This is a genomic window from Candidatus Limnocylindrus sp., from assembly GCF_040397235.1.
Taxonomy (GTDB): Bacteria; Chloroflexota; Limnocylindria; order Limnocylindrales; family Limnocylindraceae; genus Limnocylindrus.
The window spans coordinates 296,729-311,958 of the sequence record NZ_JBBAWH010000001.1 but is presented as its reverse complement, the minus strand read 5'-3'; the positions used below and the strand labels follow the sequence as shown (position 1 = coordinate 311,958).

Annotated in this window: 13 protein-coding genes and 1 other RNA gene; all 14 read left to right on the top strand. The window is 64.9% G+C overall.

Annotated features, from left to right (window positions below; all coding sequences use genetic code 11):
* The first annotated feature begins 1 nt into the window (after position 1).
* The 14 genes from AC3LB0_RS01570 (at position 2) to AC3LB0_RS01505 (ending at position 15,183) form a co-directional block, all read left to right on the top strand.
* On the top strand, positions 2-1,312 hold the full coding sequence (locus AC3LB0_RS01570) for an MBL fold metallo-hydrolase (protein ID WP_488649412.1): 1,311 nt from the start codon (positions 2-4) through the stop codon (positions 1,310-1,312).
* A gap of 13 nt (positions 1,313-1,325) precedes the next feature.
* Positions 1,326-1,666: RNase P RNA component class A (rnpB, locus tag AC3LB0_RS01565), an RNA gene on the top strand.
* A gap of 172 nt (positions 1,667-1,838) precedes the next feature.
* A complete protein-coding gene (gene mraZ, locus AC3LB0_RS01560) occupies positions 1,839-2,267 on the top strand; it encodes a division/cell wall cluster transcriptional repressor MraZ (protein WP_488648224.1) in 429 nt (142 codons plus the stop codon).
* Positions 2,267-3,226 carry a 16S rRNA (cytosine(1402)-N(4))-methyltransferase RsmH gene (rsmH, locus tag AC3LB0_RS01555; protein WP_488649411.1) on the top strand — a complete coding sequence of 320 codons (960 nt, stop codon included), beginning with the start codon at positions 2,267-2,269 and terminating at the stop codon, positions 3,224-3,226. Before mraZ ends, rsmH begins: the two co-directional genes overlap by 1 nt.
* The gene (locus AC3LB0_RS01550; protein WP_488649410.1) at positions 3,223-3,765 is read left to right on the top strand and encodes a hypothetical protein; all 543 of its coding nucleotides are present in this window, start codon (positions 3,223-3,225) and stop codon (positions 3,763-3,765) included. The genes rsmH and AC3LB0_RS01550 overlap by 4 nt, the downstream gene beginning before the upstream one ends.
* The gene (locus AC3LB0_RS01545; RefSeq protein ID WP_488649409.1) at positions 3,766-5,685 is read left to right on the top strand and encodes a peptidoglycan D,D-transpeptidase FtsI family protein; all 1,920 of its coding nucleotides are present in this window, start codon (positions 3,766-3,768) and stop codon (positions 5,683-5,685) included.
* Positions 5,685-7,169 (top strand): UDP-N-acetylmuramoyl-tripeptide--D-alanyl-D-alanine ligase, encoded by a 1,485-nt coding sequence (locus AC3LB0_RS01540; protein ID WP_488649408.1) that lies wholly within the window; start codon positions 5,685-5,687, stop codon positions 7,167-7,169. Before AC3LB0_RS01545 ends, AC3LB0_RS01540 begins: the two co-directional genes overlap by 1 nt.
* Positions 7,166-8,137, top strand: coding sequence for a phospho-N-acetylmuramoyl-pentapeptide-transferase (mraY, locus tag AC3LB0_RS01535; protein ID WP_488649407.1), 972 nt, complete (start codon positions 7,166-7,168; stop codon positions 8,135-8,137). Before AC3LB0_RS01540 ends, mraY begins: the two co-directional genes overlap by 4 nt.
* A complete protein-coding gene (gene murD / locus AC3LB0_RS01530; protein WP_488649406.1) occupies positions 8,134-9,690 on the top strand; it encodes a UDP-N-acetylmuramoyl-L-alanine--D-glutamate ligase in 1,557 nt (518 codons plus the stop codon). The genes mraY and murD overlap by 4 nt, the downstream gene beginning before the upstream one ends.
* A complete protein-coding gene (locus AC3LB0_RS01525) occupies positions 9,687-11,012 on the top strand; it encodes an FtsW/RodA/SpoVE family cell cycle protein (RefSeq protein WP_488649405.1) in 1,326 nt (441 codons plus the stop codon). Before murD ends, AC3LB0_RS01525 begins: the two co-directional genes overlap by 4 nt.
* Positions 10,918-12,021, top strand: coding sequence for a UDP-N-acetylglucosamine--N-acetylmuramyl-(pentapeptide) pyrophosphoryl-undecaprenol N-acetylglucosamine transferase (locus AC3LB0_RS01520; protein WP_488649404.1), 1,104 nt, complete (start codon positions 10,918-10,920; stop codon positions 12,019-12,021). Before AC3LB0_RS01525 ends, AC3LB0_RS01520 begins: the two co-directional genes overlap by 95 nt.
* Positions 12,018-12,977 (top strand): UDP-N-acetylmuramate dehydrogenase, encoded by a 960-nt coding sequence (murB, locus tag AC3LB0_RS01515; RefSeq protein WP_488649403.1) that lies wholly within the window; start codon positions 12,018-12,020, stop codon positions 12,975-12,977. Before AC3LB0_RS01520 ends, murB begins: the two co-directional genes overlap by 4 nt.
* Positions 12,974-14,098, top strand: coding sequence for a D-alanine--D-alanine ligase family protein (locus AC3LB0_RS01510; protein WP_488649402.1), 1,125 nt, complete (start codon positions 12,974-12,976; stop codon positions 14,096-14,098). Before murB ends, AC3LB0_RS01510 begins: the two co-directional genes overlap by 4 nt.
* Positions 14,095-15,183 (top strand): cell division protein FtsQ/DivIB, encoded by a 1,089-nt coding sequence (locus tag AC3LB0_RS01505; RefSeq protein WP_488649401.1) that lies wholly within the window; start codon positions 14,095-14,097, stop codon positions 15,181-15,183. Before AC3LB0_RS01510 ends, AC3LB0_RS01505 begins: the two co-directional genes overlap by 4 nt.
* Positions 15,184-15,230 lie beyond the last annotated feature (47 nt).

The window sequence follows — 15,230 nt, the reverse complement described above, 5'->3', positions numbered from 1 at the left end:
GTTGTCGATTCGGTCGTACATCATTCGTACCGATGGTGCGTGCCGGGGGAACCCTGGGCCTGCATCTATTGGTGTGGCTCTCTATGACGCCTCGTTGCCTGGATCCGATGATCCTAACGCGACGCCCATCGCCTCAATCTCTGCAGCGATCGGCACGACCACAAACAACGTTGCAGAGTGGCGTGCCGTGGTGGCGGCGATTGACTTCGCTGCCGAGCTTGGCGCGCGTGAGATTGACCTGCTTCTCGATAGCAAGCTCGTGGTTGAGCAGCTCCAAGGTCGTTGGCGTGTGCGCGACGCCAAGCTTGCCCCGCTCTGCGATGAGGCGCTGAAGGGGCTCGCGCGCTTCGCGCATTGGAGCGCGCGCCATGTGCCACGTGCCCTAAACGGTCGCGCCGATGCGCTCGCCAATGAGGCGCTTGACCGCGCGCTGCGCGGCGGGCCCGCCTGGGTCGCGCGCCGCCCGCAAGATTCAGTCTCTGCCACGGCGACGGATACCTCCAGCTCTGACTCTTCCGCGACTGCAACGACGCGCATCACCGTGCTCGGCTCAGGGGCGAGCCGTGGCGTGCCGCGTGTCGGTTGTCGCTGCGGCGTCTGTCTCTCGCGCGATCAGCGCAACCGCCGTCTGCGCAGCTCGGTACTCGTGGAGTGGTTTGACGGTGTCACTGATCGCGGCGTCATCATTGATCCAGGCATGGACCTGCGCGAGCAGGCGCTGCGCCATGGTGTCACTCGACTTGATGGCGCGCTGGTCACCCACATTCATGTTGACCACAGCGGTGGGATCGACGAGTTGCGCGCCTATACCGATGCACAAGATGTTGTACTGCCGATCGGCGCAGGAGAGGCGACGGCGGATGAGCTGCGGAAGCGCTGGGAGTACGCGGTTGATGGACGAACGGCACCTGGCTCGGGAATCCCTGCGCTGGAACTCGTTGCGTCGGATCGCGAGGTAACGATCGCGGGCCGCTCATTCCAGGCGGTCCACATCGTTCATGGGAAGCGCCCGGCTCACGGTTGGCGGAGTGGGGGATTCGCCTATCTGACCGACGTCAGCTCGGTCCCGGCGGCATCGCGCGACCTTCTGGGCGACCTCGACCTACTGATCGTCTCGGCGCTGCGCGATCTGCCGCACCCAACGCACCAGACCGTGGACGAGGCACTGGAGTTGATTCGGGCGGTTGCCCCGCGTCGGGCGCTCCTCACCCACCTTGATCACGACCTCGACTTTGAGGATCTGGCGGCACGCCTCCCTGCTGGGGTTGCCCCCGCCTTTGACGGGCTCGTCGTAGAGGTCCCGGCGCGCTAGACTGCCGATCCGGCGAGATGGCCGGACGGCCGCGTCGCCCCCTTCGGGGAGCGTCGAGGAAAGTCCGGGCTCCGAGGTGTAAGGCAGCGGGTAACGCCCGTCCGCCGTAAGGCGCGGACTAGTGCCACAGAGACGAGTCCGCCGCAGAGCTTCGGCTCAGCGGTGGGGTGAAACGCGGCAAACTCTGCCTGGAGCAAGGTCGAATAGGGAGGCATTCCAGTCGCTTGCGACTGGACCGGCGCACCGCCGGGACCTCCGGGTTGACCGCTAGAGCCCCCGAGCAATCGGGGGTCGAGATGGATGGCCGTCCCCCCGCAAGGGGGACAGAACCCGGCTTACAGGCCATCTCGCCGGACTCCTAGCCGCGCTGGATTCGTGCTCGGCCGCCCCCCGAACCCCTTTCGCCAGCCCCGCCCAGGCACCCCCTTGACAGGGGCGATTGGTGGGGGCAAGATGCACCTAAGTGGTTTCAAGTGGGGGAAGGTGGGGTAACACCTCCCAGTGGGCCGCGGCGGAGGGTGTACTGGTGTTTACCGGCGAATATCGTCATGCCATCGATGGGAAGGGACGCGTTGCCGTCCCTGCGCGTTTCCGAGCGCAGCTCGATGAGGGTGCCTTCGTCTCCCGTTGGCTCGACAACTGCCTAGCGATCTTTCCGCGCGCCGCGTGGGATGACCTCGCCGCCCGCGTCGCCGCCCTGCCAACCGGCAACGCCACCGCACGTGAATTTGCCCGCTTCCTCTTCGGCAGCGCCTTTGAGGTGGAGCTCGATGCACAGGGCCGCCTGCTTCTCCCTGCAACGCTGCGAACCTGGGGGCAGCTCGACGCGGAAGCGATGGTTGTCGGCGCACGCGATCACGCCGAAATTTGGACGCCGAAGCGCTGGGATTCGTATCGCGGCGGCATGGAGTCCTCTGACGCCCTCGCCGCACAACTCGAGGAGCTCGGCTTCTAATGGCGACGGGTGCGACCCTCCATCGCCCCGTCTTACTGACAGAACTGCTCGGCGCCCTAGCGGTGCGCCCCGACGGCAGCTACGTCGACGCCAACCTCGGTGGTGGCGGACACGCCGAAGCGGTGCTTGAGAGCGCAGGGCCACGCGGACTCCTTCTCGGCATTGATGCGGATGGTGGCGCGATCGAGATGAGCCGCGTGCGACTCGCTCGCTTCGGCGACCGCCTCTCCACATTTCATGGCAGTAGTGCACACCTTGCGCGTGCCATCACCGATGCCGGTTTCAGCGAGGTTGACGGCGTCTACTTCGACCTTGGACTCTCCTCTGATCAGCTCGTTGACCGCGAGCGCGGATTCGGGATTCGCGCTGGCGGCATTCTCGACCTGCGCTTTGACACGCGCACCGGTGAATCAGCGGCTGAGCTGATTGCACAAGCGGGCGCTGCGGAGCTTGAGCAGATCTTCCGCGACTACGGTGAAGAGCCCCACGCGGCGAAGATTGCGCGAGCCATTGTTGCAACGCGCGGGAGTACGCCGATCACCACAGCAGAGGGACTTGCCGCACTCGTGGAACAGAGTGTGCCGAAGCGCTACGGCCCACCATCACGGATCCATCCAGCGACGCGCGTCTTCCAGGCGCTGCGCATTGCGGTCAACGACGAACTCACCGCTCTCAGCACGGCGCTTGCTGCAGCGATCGCCGCACTTCGCGTCGGTGGGCGCGTTGTCGTTCTCACGTATCACTCCCTTGAGGATCGCATTGTGAAGCAGGCGTTTGCTGCCGCTGCGCGCGTCTGCATCTGTCCGCCGCGTGTTCCCGTCTGCACTTGCGCAAACCAGGCAACGCTGCGCCTTATCAACAAGCACCCCATCACTGCAAGCGAAGAGGAGATTGCTGCAAACCCACGAAGTCGCAGCGCTAAGCTTCGAGCGGCAGAGCGACTAGAGCGTGCAGCATGACGACGATCGGCCGCTCGCTCCGCGGCGCACAGTTGGTGACACCACCGTATCAGCCACGAATCTCCGACAGCCGGGCCGCCGCTGCGGCACGGCAACGCATCGCAATTCGAAACGCCTTCCGGCCGATAAGCGCCGCCGTAGGAACTGGCTCCATTCGCGTCGGCACGCGGCCCGCCCCAGGAACTCCGGTCCCGCGTACCGCGGTGATCCCAGGTGCCGCTCCGCGTGGGCGCATCGGCGTCTCTTCATGGAACGCGGTAGAGCGCCACGGTGGCCTCAGCGCCAAGCTCGGCTCGTTGCTCATGCCGACCGCCGTCATCTTCGGTGCCTTCTTCATTCTGACCATCCTCTCGATTGAGATCGCAACGTCAAGCGCCAAGGTGACCACCTTGATCGATGAGCAGACGCGGCTGATGGAGGAGATTCGCGTCGGCCAGACAGATATGAGCCGACTCGGTCGTGAGCCAGCGGTACGCCGACGCGTGACCAGCCTCGGCGTTGTGCAGCTAGCGGACCCGCTTGTTGTGGAGGTTCGCTAAATGGCGCCGGATCCGCGGACCGTGCGCACCGACTCACGCCTCCGCGCCAACATCGTCACGTTCGTACTGATCCTCATTGCTACCATCTGTGTGGCACGACTCGGCTACTGGCAGGTTGTTGCTCGCGATCAACTGCTTGATGCCGGTGCCGCCCAGTTGCGGACAACCGTCACCAACGAGCCTATTCGGGGCACCATCACGGACCGCACCGGTGCCGTCGTGCTGGCCACAACGGTGCTGCGCCACCGCCTACTCTCCCAAGGGGCGGCGCTCTCAGCGGTAGACCGGGCATCGACCGCTGACGCGCTGGTCACGGCACTCGCGTTGAGCCCGTCGAACGCCACCAAGGTTCGCGCTGTGCTTGAGTCTGGTCGCAAGTGGGCCGTGCTCCTCCCAGCGCTCGATGATGCTCAGACGGACATCGTGCGAGGGGAGATCGCCGCGGATCGCGTCCGTGGTGTGACCCTTGAAGAGGTTCGCGTTCGCCTCTATCCGCAGCCAGGCGGCGGTGTGGGCACGACACTTGCGAGCCACATCATCGGATTCGTTAACTCGGATGGGGGTGGCCAGTACGGCCTTGAGGAGTATTACAACGAGCAGCTCGCCGGTGCGGCGAGCGTCAGCACAACGGTGCGTGGCACTGATGGTCAGCTAGAAACGACGCAGGTAACGACAGGTCGAACCCCATCAAACCTGCAGCTCTGCATCGACGCCACGCTGCAGACCCTGGTTGAGCAGGAGGTTGCGACGGCCGGGATCGCCGATGATGCCGAATCGGTGAGCGCAATCGTGATGGACCCGTACACGGGCGCAATCATCTCCTCAGCCTCATGGCCCTCCTACGATGCCAACAACTTCGGCGTGACGGCGGCGCGAGACCCGGGCCGTTTCATTAATCCAGCAACGACCAGCGTCTATGAGCCTGGATCGGTGATGAAGGCGATCACCTCAGTCGCTGCACTGGAGTCGGGCCTCTATACGCCGACTACCAAGATTCAAGATGAGGCACTGCTCACGCTTGATAACGGCGCAACCAAGGTGCGCAACTCTGACCTCAAATCAAAAGGTTCCATGACGCTCACCGCTGCGCTTGCCTGGAGCCGCAACATCATCTTTAGCAAGGTTGGCCTCTCACTCGGCGGCAACGCACGTGAGGCTGCCGCGCGCCTCTATGCCACATGGCTGCGCTTCGGTTTCGGTGGCAAGACCGGCATTGACGTTGTTGGAGAGAGCCAGGGCTTAGTGAACGATCCAACCGATCGTCGATGGCGCGAGATTGATGTCGCGAATGCCTCGTTCGGACAGGGTGTCGGAACGACGCTCATTCAACTTGCCGTTGCCTACTCCGCGCTCGTGAACGGTGGCGTGCTGGTGCGTCCACGTCTCGTTGAGTCAGTCGACGGCGTCACCATTCCAATCACCGTTCGTGGTACAGCGACCTCACCAGAGATTTCGGCGCAGATGGTACGTATGACCAGCCAGGTAACATCCAGCGTCCCCTTCTACGCCAAGCTGACCCGCATGGACGGGTACGCCTACGGCGGAAAGACTGGAACCGCGCAGATCTGGCTGAAGGACGCCGACGGCGGTAAGGGTGCGTGGGACTTTGAGCACTACAACTTCACCTTCGTTGGCTGGGTCGGCAAGACTGCGCCGGAGTACGTCATCGCGATCTCCATTCGCCGAGGAACTCCGGTCACACAGCGCCAAGGTGCGATCGTGAATCGCATCGAGTCCTTTGAGCTCTTCCGCCGCGTGGCGCAAGATCTCATCTCCGTGTACAACATTTCCCCCGCCGTTGCGGCTGCAGCTGGCGGCTTGACTCCCCCCACCCACCCCGGCGCGCCGGAACCCTCCGCTCCGGTTATGCCGGCGGTGGGTGGGGATCTACCAACCTTCCGCAGCGTGAGGCGCGGCTGATGGCCCCCTCAGCAGCAGCACGAACGGTGAGCGGGCCCCTTGCCACATCGGGCCACGAACTTGCCAGCATCCTCGGCGGCACGCTGATCGCTGATGGCACGCAGGCGATCCGCGGCTGCGCGGTCGATTCGCGCCTTGCCACTGCAGGTCAGATGTTCCTCGCCCTCCCGGGTGAGCGAACGCACGGCCTCCACCATGCCAGCGAGGCGCTGCGCGCCGGTGCGACAGCCATTGTCCTTGAGGGGGGAGAGGCAACTCCAGAGCTTCGACAGATTTTGGCCGAGGTTGAGCTGGCGGTACGAGCGGCGGGTGCCTCGCTGATCACTGTTGAGAACGGACGTACCGCCCTCAGTCGTGCGGCGACGGAGTGGCGCAACCGCTTCACGCTTGAGGTGATCGGCGTCACCGGCTCTGTGGGGAAGACCACGACGAAGCAGTTCATCGCCGCCGCCCTTGGGGGTGAGTCGGCCGGCTGCGCCGCCACCCCAGGGAACGCCAACAACGAGATTGGGCTGCCCATGTCGCTGCTCAATCTCCCCGACGGAACCGTGCGCTACGTCGCTGAGATGGGGATGTACGTCGAGGGTGATATTCGGGCGCTCTGCACCCTGGCGCGTCCCCTCATCGGTGTGGTGACCGCCATTGATGCCGTGCACGCCGAGCGGGCAGGGGACCTTGATGCCATTGAGCGCGGCAAGGGTGAGCTCGTTGAGGCACTCTCGCCTGAGGGCTGGGCTGTACTCGCCGCCGACGACCTCCGTGTCGCTCGTCTCACCACGCGAACACCGGCGCGTAGCGTTGCGGCCGGCCACGCCGCGACCGCCGATATTCGCATCGTTGATGCAGTGCTCGATGAAGCGTCGGGCCACACCGCCGTTACCTTGCAGATCCGTACTGAAACGGTGCGCGTCGATCTGCCGCTCTTTGGGCTTCACTTCGCCAAGGCGGCGGCGCTCGCTATCGCCGTTGCAGATCTTTGCGGCATCGCACTAGGTGAGGCAGCGGCCCGCCTCGCCACCGTGCAGCTTCCATCTGGCCGCGCCACGGTGCGCATGATGTCGGGCATTCGAGTGATTGATGATGCGTACAACGCTGCGCCGACCAGCATGGCAGCGGCGCTGGCAACACTTGCAGCCTGCCGCCCACACCGCTTTGCGGCGCTTGGTGCCATGGGGGAGCTTGGGGCATACGCCGCCGACGCCCATAACGCCGTTGGGCACGCCGCCGCAACGAGCGGGCTTGAACTGTTGATCGTGTTTGGCGCCAAGGCCGACGGCATTGCCGAGGGGGCGCGGGCTGGCGGTATGCCGATCGAGAAGATCATGCGCCTGAGTAGCGACGAAGCTGGCATCGCCGCCGCCGTTGGACTCTTGGGCGACATGGCGGCGTCGGGCGACACTATCCTGGTAAAGGCATCGCGCTCGGTAGAGCTGGAGCGATTAATCGGTGGGCTCGCTACCCGCTGGAGCGAGGAGGTGAAGTGATTGCCATTGTTCAGGCGCTCGTACTCGCATTCGTCTGTGTCTTCGTGCTGATGCCGGCCTACCTGCGCCTCTTGAAGTACGCAGGGTTCGGCAAGCGCGTCCGACGAGAGTTTGGCCCTGAGTGGCACATCGTCAAAGAGGGGACACCGACGATGGGTGGTCTCCTGCTCACGGGAATTGTGATTGCCCTCGCGCTCCTCCTTGACGTAGTCGACGCCTCAACCTACGCCGTCCTGCTTGCGCTTCTCGGGGTCACCCTCCTCGGCGCGTTTGATGACTGGCTTAATGCGCGCACTGGTGATGGCATCTCAGCACGACAGAAGCTGCTCTGGCAGACCGGGGTGGCAATCATCTCGGCCATCTATCTGCAGCAGCACTTCGCCTTCTCCTCACTCGTCGTGCCCTTTGTTGGCGAGGTACCGATCGCACCAATCTTATGGATTGCCGTCGCCGTGGTTGCCATCGTCGCGACGAGCAATGGCGTGAACCTTACCGACGGCCTCGACGGGCTCTCTGGCGGAACCATGACCTTCGCCTGGATCAGCTATATGGTGATCGCGCTCCTCAACGCTCCAGGTCAGGTGAACCTTGCGATCGTCTGCGCACTGATCGCGGGCGCGTTGGTTGGCTTCCTCTGGTTCAACGTGCATCCGGCGAGCGTGATCATTGGTGATGCTGGCGCACTCGGATTCGGCGCCGCACTCGCAGTCACTGGGCTGGTGACCGGCCACGTGCTGCTCCTGCCACTGATCGGCATCATCTTTGTGGTGGAGACCGGCTCGGTGATCCTGCAGGTCGCGAGCGTCAAGCTCACTGGCAAGCGCATCTTCTTGTTCACGCCGATCCACCACCACTTCGAGCGGCTCGGCTGGGCGGAGACGCAGATCACCTTCCGCTTCTGGATCATCGGCGCGATTGGCGGCATCCTCGGTATCGTCACCTTCCTGGCAACACGGGCACAGGGATGAGCGGCGGCGGCCTCACGCTGAACGATCTTGAGGCGCCAGCCATTGCGGCGGGGAGCCTGCGTGGGCGCAACGTCCTGATCCTTGGTGGCGGGCGCACCGGCCAAGCAACTGCGGCATTTGCCGCTGGAGCGGGTGCGAACGTGACGGTCCACGACACAGACACCATGGAGCGAGTGGTCGGCGCTGCCGAGGCTTTCGCTGGCAGCGCAATTCGTACCTCGTTCGGCGATGCCGAGAACCTGGCGCCGCTACTCGCCGAGGCGGATCTCGTTGTGCATAGCCCCGCGGTAACGCTCGGATTCCCTACGGTGCGCCCCACCATTGAGCGTGACCTTCGCGCCTTTGCCACTGGGGCGATCCCGCTGGTCGGGGAGAGGGGTGCGCGTGGCCCAGTACTGATCAGTGAGCCGGAGTGGGCGCTTCGCCTCCTTGGCAACCGTTGGCGTGTTGGCGTGACGGGGACGAAGGGGAAGAGCACCACCAGCAACCTGATTGCGACGATTCTGGCGCGAGACCCATCGCACCCGGTAGAACTCGGTGGCAACAACGGGAAGCCACTGATCGGACGCGCGGCAACACTCCCAGCGGATACACGTGTGGTGATCGAGCTGTCGGAGCTGCAGCTCCCATCGCTCCACTCGGCCGTTGATGTTGGTGTGTTTACGAACGTGACCGTTGATCACCTCGATCGACATGGCAGCGTTGCTGCCTACCGTAGCGTCAAGCGACTTCTCGCAGACCGCATCGCCGATGATGGCGTCATGGTCGTCAACCTTGATGATCCAGTGGTGGCCGCGTATGGAGGAATCGGGCGCGTTGAGATGGTCGGATATCGTCTCAGTAGCCCAATCCCAGGCGGGGTTGGGATTGTTGGTGGCTGGATCGTTGCCGCTGGCGTTTTGCGCGCACCGCGTTTTGGTGGCGGTGTCGCTGCCACCGGTCCTGGTGGGCGCATCATGCCGGTCGGTGAGATTGCACTCCCCGGCGAGCATAGCGTGAGCAATGTGCTCGCCGCCGTCAGCGCGGCGCTCATTGCGGGGGTGGCACCAGACGCAATCCGGAGCGCGGTAGGTTCATTCACCGGCATTCCGCACCGACTCGAGACGGTTGCCGTGGTCAACGGCATTCGCTACGTGAACGACTCGCAGGCGACGCAGCCAGATGCGGTTGCCGCTGCAGTTCGCTCATTCCCAAAGCCCCTGATCCTCATTGCTGGCGGACGAAGTAAGGGGCTCGACCTTACCGACCTAGCGCCGATTGTCGCCGAACGCTGCTCCGCCGCCGTGGTGATGGGTGAACTTTCCGATGAGCTCGAGGCGCTCTTCCGCAGCGCAGGACTCCAGCGCATTGAGCGCGCGACGAGTGTGGAGAGCGCGGTAGCGGTGGGAACCAGCCTGGCGCACGAGATCGGCACCCCGAGCACAGATGGGATTCGCGCCACGCTGCTGTTGAGCCCGATCGGTTCCAGCTTTGATATGTACAACAACCCCTTCGGCGCACGTGGCGAGGCGTTCCGCGCCGCCGTCCTCGCGCAGGTTGAGGCCACACAGTGAGCCGACTCGTGCGACAGCCTGGTGTGACGCGCACCCCTGGAGCTCGCCCAGCCAGCGGCGGGGCACCGCAGCGAATCGGCTCTGCGCGCCAGCGCATCGCGAGCGCGCTACGGATCGAACGTCCTGGCGAAGATATGGCGATCCTCTTCCCCGCAGTCGTCCTCGTTGGGATCGGGGTGCTGATGGTCTTCTCTGCGTCTGCGATGAATAGCCTGATCAAGACGAATGACGCTTACGGTGCGGGTGGCAAGCAGCTCTTCTACGCAATCATCGGCTTTGCCTTCTTGTACATCCTCTCTGCCGCCGATTATCGCCGCTGGCGCTCGTTCGCACCCCTCGCCATGATCATCTCGATTGCCCTCCTGATCGCCGTGATGATCCCTGGCGTTCCCACCGAGGCTGGGCTCCGACGGTCGCTCTCGGTTGGGCCGATCAGCATTCACGCCGCTGAGGCGGCGAAGTTCTCGCTGATCATCTTCCTGGCTGATTTTCTCGCTCGGCGAGGTCACGAGATCGGCAAGACGTTCGAGACGATGCTCTCGCCACTCTTGGCGATCGTGCTCTCCGTTGGCCTTGTACTTGTTGAGCCAGACCTGGGCACCGCGTCGATTCTCGGCCTGATCGGGTTCTCGCTCCTCTTTGTCGCGGGTGTCCCCCTGCGCTGGGTGCTGGTGCCGGGGTTTGGCGTGGCAGCCGCTGCCATCGCGCTGATGTTCGTCAACGGATATCAGGTTGCCCGCCTCGGTGGGTTCAGCGACCCGTTCTCTGATCCAACCGGCTCCACCTATCAGACAATGCAAGGCTTGATCGCGATGGCGGTCGGTGGGCCGCTCGGCTCAGGCCTCGGCTCCTCCCAGCAGCTGGGCGGGATCAATATTCCGTATGCATGGAACGACTACATCTTTGCGGTGATCGGCGAGGAGGCTGGCCTGCTCGGCATGCTCATCGTGATCGCGGCCTTCTTGGCGATCGCTCTCCGTGGTCTGCGAACGGCACGTCGCGCCCCCGACACCTACGGCGCATTGCTGGCGACGGGCATCGTGGTCTGGATCTCCGGGCAAGCATTCATCAACATTGCGGTTGTCCTCGCCCTACTCCCAGTGACAGGCGTGCCGCTCCCGCTGGTCTCCCAGGGCGGCTCTTCACTCATTGTTCTGATGGCAGCAATCGGGCTGCTTCTCTCGGTATCGCGTGAGACGATGGATCCAAGCCAGGCAGGAGGTAGTGATGCGCGTGCTAATCGCGGGTGGCGGAACGGGGGGACATCTCTTCCCCGCGTTCGCCGTAGCTCGTACGGTTCGCCAGCTCCACTCCGACGCTGAGATCAGCTGGCTCGGCGGCGCACGTGGCGTCGAGTCGCGCCTTGTTCCAGAGGCGGGGTACCCGTTGACGCTTTTGGCCGCCCCAAGTCTGCGACCGAGCGGCGCATGGTTGCTCGCGACGGCGCGTGATGCCGCCAAGCTGCTCTGGTCAATCCTGCAGGCGATTCGCCTGATCCGTCGCGTGCGACCCGACGTGATCTTCTCCACGGGTGGATACATCGCCATCCCTACGCTGATCGCCGCGTGGCTCACGCGCACGCCGAGCCTCCTATGGGAGGGGAACGTACAGGCGGGACGATCGAACACCCTCGTTGCACCGCTCGCCTCACATCGCGCAGTTGCCTGGCGGCAGACGGCAGAGCGCGCGCCATGGAGCGGTGCGAAGACGACCGTGACCGGCACCCCTGTGCGCGAGCTCACGATTGATCGCACAACGGCACGAACTGCGCGCGGCCTCAGCGAGAGCGATCAACTCCTCTTGGTGTTCGGCGGCTCGCAGCGCGTTCGTCGATTCGAGACGGCACTCGCCGGTGCGCTTGCAACGCTGCTCACGGGGTGGAGCGTCCTGCACGTGGTGATGGAGGGCCTCCCCGATGCAGAGCGTCGACGAGCGAGCCTCCCTGCGGAGCTGCGTGACCGCTACCTGCCCGTCGCATTCCTGGGTGGGGGAGAGATGGAGGGGGCACTCGTCTCCGCCGATCTGATGCTCGGACGCGCCGGTGCATCAACAATTGCCGAAGCGGCCGCCGCTGGGCTCCCCGCCATCATCGTGCCGTACCCATTTGCCGGCGGCCATCAACGCGCCAATGCAGAGGCCGCCGCAGCGGCTGGCGCTGTGACGCTGATTAACGATGAGGAGCTGACCTCCGAACGCCTTCTCGCGGCGGTTGCCGACTATGCGACGCCAGCACAGCGCGCTGCAGCGGCGCGTGCCGCTACAACGTTGGCGCACCCTGATGCCGCGATGGTCATCGCGCAGAGGCTGCTGCAACTGGGCGGTCGGGAATGAGCGAGGTGCACACGCATCAGCCGTGGGCCGATGCCGAGGTTGCCGCTCGCGAACTGGAGCGCCGACTCAGCTTGAAGGTGCTGCGCAACGAGCCACTCGCCGAACACACCACGATGCGTGTCGGTGGGCCGGCCGACCTCATGGTCACCATTCGCGATCGCTTCGCCCTGCGTGGGCTGGTTCGCCTCGCTGCGTCACGCGGCTGGCCACTGCGCATCCTTGGGCGCGGCAGCAATGTGGTGGTGGGGGACTATGGCATTCGTGGCATCGTTGCCCTCAATCGCAGCGCGGGGTACGACGTCGATCGTGTTGCGGGAACGATCTCCTTCGATTCAGGGGTCCCCATGGCGAAGGCGTCGACGATTGCCGCCGAGGCGGGGCTCACCGGGCTTGAGTTCGCCCTCGCCATTCCGGGGAATATCGGTGGCGCAATCTGGGCAAATGCTGGAGCGCACGGCGGCGAGATGGCCGCGATCACCACCTCCATCACGCTCCTCCGCGCGGATGGCTCCGAGTCAGAGATCTCTATCGCCGACGCCGCGTTCAGCTACCGCGAGTCGCGATTCAAGCGACCAGAGGGGGGCAGCGAGGTGATTCTGGGGGCGAGGGTCACCCTGACACCAGGCGAGCCAGAGCTGATCAAGTCGCATCTTGAGGAGATTCGCCGCTGGCGTCGCGAGCATCAGCCGCTCGGCATTCCGAGCGCTGGCAGCGTCTTTCGCAATCCCCCAGGCGAGCTGAGCGCGGGCGCTCTCATTGAGGCTGCGGGTATGAAGGGGGTGCGCGTGGGCGGCGCAGAGGTCTCCGAGATGCACGCCAACTGGATCCTCAATCGTGGGGGAGCAACCGCAGCGGAGATCCGCGCGCTCCACGACACCTGCCGCGATGCGGTCCTTACGCAGAGCGGGATCATCCTCGCCACTGAGATCGCCTTCATCGGGGAGTCCGCCGCGTGAGTGGGCACAGCGCACTCCCACCAGTCCTCGTGCTCTTCGGCGGGAGGAGCGCGGAGTCAGATATCTCCACGATCTCTGGCACCGCCATCGCCGCTGCGCTGCTCGATGCAGGGCTGCACGTAACGCAGGCACATATCGCACGAGATGGTTCGCTTCGACCGTTGCCAGCGGCACACCGCCGCGGCGATCTCCCTGGCGGCGCATACACGGATCTCACCGCGCCAGCGCTCCGTGGCACACAGCCCATGGCGCTCGATACCTATCTCCAAAGCGTTGCCGCATCGGCACCAGCAACGATCGTCGTCCCTGCGCTGCATGGACCGGGCGATGAAGATGGCACGATCGCCGCAGCGGCTGCGGCGGCCGGGCTGAACTATGTCGGTGACACCCCCGCAGTCGCCGCCCTCGGCATGGACAAACCGCGCTTCAAGGCGCTCGCGCGCAAAGGCGGAGTAGCGACGCTCCCCGAGCTCGTCATCACACAAGGCGAGTGGTCGTCAGACCGCGAGGGTCTCCTTCGTACCATCGCCGCATTTGCCAACGAGCACACGTCGACGGGCGCACTGATCGGCAAGCCCGCAGCGCACGGATCGTCTATCGGCATGAAGATCGCGCACACGTCAGCCGATTGGGCAGATGCGGTTGACGAGGCGTTGCGCTTTGGCGATCGCGCGATGCTTGAGCCTTATCTTGAGCGCGCCCGCGAGCTGGAGGTTGCTGTTCTCGAGCGCACGAACGGATCGGTGCAGGCATTCGGCCCTGGCGAGGTGTTTCCCGGCCGTGAGTTTTACGATTACGACGCCAAGTACGCGCCGGGCGTCTCGCGCACCACGACGTCAAGCGACCTGCCACCGGCTCTGGCAGATGAGATGCGCGCCGCCGCCGTTGCGCTCTTCACCGCCGCCCAGAGTCGTGGCCTCGCACGCATGGACTTCTTGATGGCGCGGAGCGGCGAACGCGCCGGCCACTGGTACCTCTCAGAGGTGAATACCTTCCCTGGCTTCACGCCGATCTCGCTCTTCCCCGCACTAGTGATGTCGGGCGGCTCGAGCTTTACGGAGCTGTGCGTTGAGCTTGTCGCTGCAGCGGCGGCGCGTCCTGCGTCGCGTAGCGCGCAATGAGCGATCGCAGATCATCGACAGGGGATCGCGGGCAGCATCGCGGTGCAGGCGCACGACCATTCGCCCCGGGTGAGGCGCCGCTCGGCGTACGCCCTGGGCTTGGCGGAAGCCGTCGGCGCGCTGGCGTGACGCCAGTCAGAGGCTCCGCGAATCAGCACCCGAACGAAGAGCCTGGCGCGACGTCGGGGCGAGGTCCACGTCTCACCCCTGGAGCGGCGGCTCGGCTGCGCCCGATTGCCCTCGGCGCACTCTTGGTGGCGGCGTTCCTCCTACCTCCGGTGGCTGCGCGCGCCAGCCTCACGACGGTCGGCAACATCTCAGTCGTCGGCGCCCTACTCCTTGATCCCGATGCGGTGATCGCGGCTGCAAACATTCCGATCGGCAGCAGCCTCCTCGGCGTGAACCTCCGCGCCGCAGAGGAGGCGGTGGCAGCGCTACCGCTCGTCGCCTCTGTGCGGGTCAGCGCTGGGCTTCCCGATGGGATTCAGATTCGAGTGCGCGAGAAGTCGCTTCTACTGCGCTGGCAGATTGGCGACCTGGCCTATGCCGTCACCGAGAGTGGCGAACTTCTTGGCAACATCGACACGCTCGATCTGGCGCCGACGGCGGCAGCCGCACTTGCGGCAGCCCCCCTCCTTTACGACGATCGCGTGCCAAGCCCACTCCTTACAGTTCGGCAACTCACGGCAACCGAGCTCGATGTGGCCACGCGCCTGGCCTCCCTGACGCCAGAGGACTTCGGCACCGGCGCCACCACCCTGACCCTCCGCCTCCTCAGCGATTTCGGCTTCGTCGTGGTGGCCACCGGGCCATCGATCGAGTGGCATTCAGTCTTCGGCATCTACTCCGCCACCATTCGCCCAACGAGCATGATCCCGGGCCAGGTCCGCCTCTTGCGCAGCCTGCTCGCCGGACGGGAGACGCGGATCGGTTGGGTCATCCTCGCCGACGACCAGGCTGGCACCTACACGGCGAAGGGTGTGCGACCGCCACCACCATCCGTGGGTCCAAGTCCCAGCCCCAGCACTAGCCCGGCTCCCTCTGATCCATCGCCAAGCCCCGCAGCCCCCACGGTGAGCCCGTGATGGTGCAGAAAGGGCGTGGCGTTCGGGTGAGCAGGGGTATGATGCGC

What these genes read in the sequence shown, in the direction of transcription:
- rsmH (WP_488649411.1), top strand. Translation starts at nt 2,267, where the DNA reads ATGGCGACGGGTGCGACCCTCCATCGCCCCGTCTTACTGACAGAACTG.
- AC3LB0_RS01550 (WP_488649410.1), top strand. Translation starts at nt 3,223, where the DNA reads ATGACGACGATCGGCCGCTCGCTCCGCGGCGCACAGTTGGTGACACCA.
- AC3LB0_RS01545 (WP_488649409.1), top strand. Translation starts at nt 3,766, where the DNA reads ATGGCGCCGGATCCGCGGACCGTGCGCACCGACTCACGCCTCCGCGCC.
- AC3LB0_RS01540 (WP_488649408.1), top strand. Translation starts at nt 5,685, where the DNA reads ATGGCCCCCTCAGCAGCAGCACGAACGGTGAGCGGGCCCCTTGCCACA.
- murD (WP_488649406.1), top strand. Translation starts at nt 8,134, where the DNA reads ATGAGCGGCGGCGGCCTCACGCTGAACGATCTTGAGGCGCCAGCCATT.
- AC3LB0_RS01520 (WP_488649404.1), top strand. Translation starts at nt 10,918, where the DNA reads ATGCGCGTGCTAATCGCGGGTGGCGGAACGGGGGGACATCTCTTCCCC.
- murB (WP_488649403.1), top strand. Translation starts at nt 12,018, where the DNA reads ATGAGCGAGGTGCACACGCATCAGCCGTGGGCCGATGCCGAGGTTGCC.
- AC3LB0_RS01505 (WP_488649401.1), top strand. Translation starts at nt 14,095, where the DNA reads ATGAGCGATCGCAGATCATCGACAGGGGATCGCGGGCAGCATCGCGGT.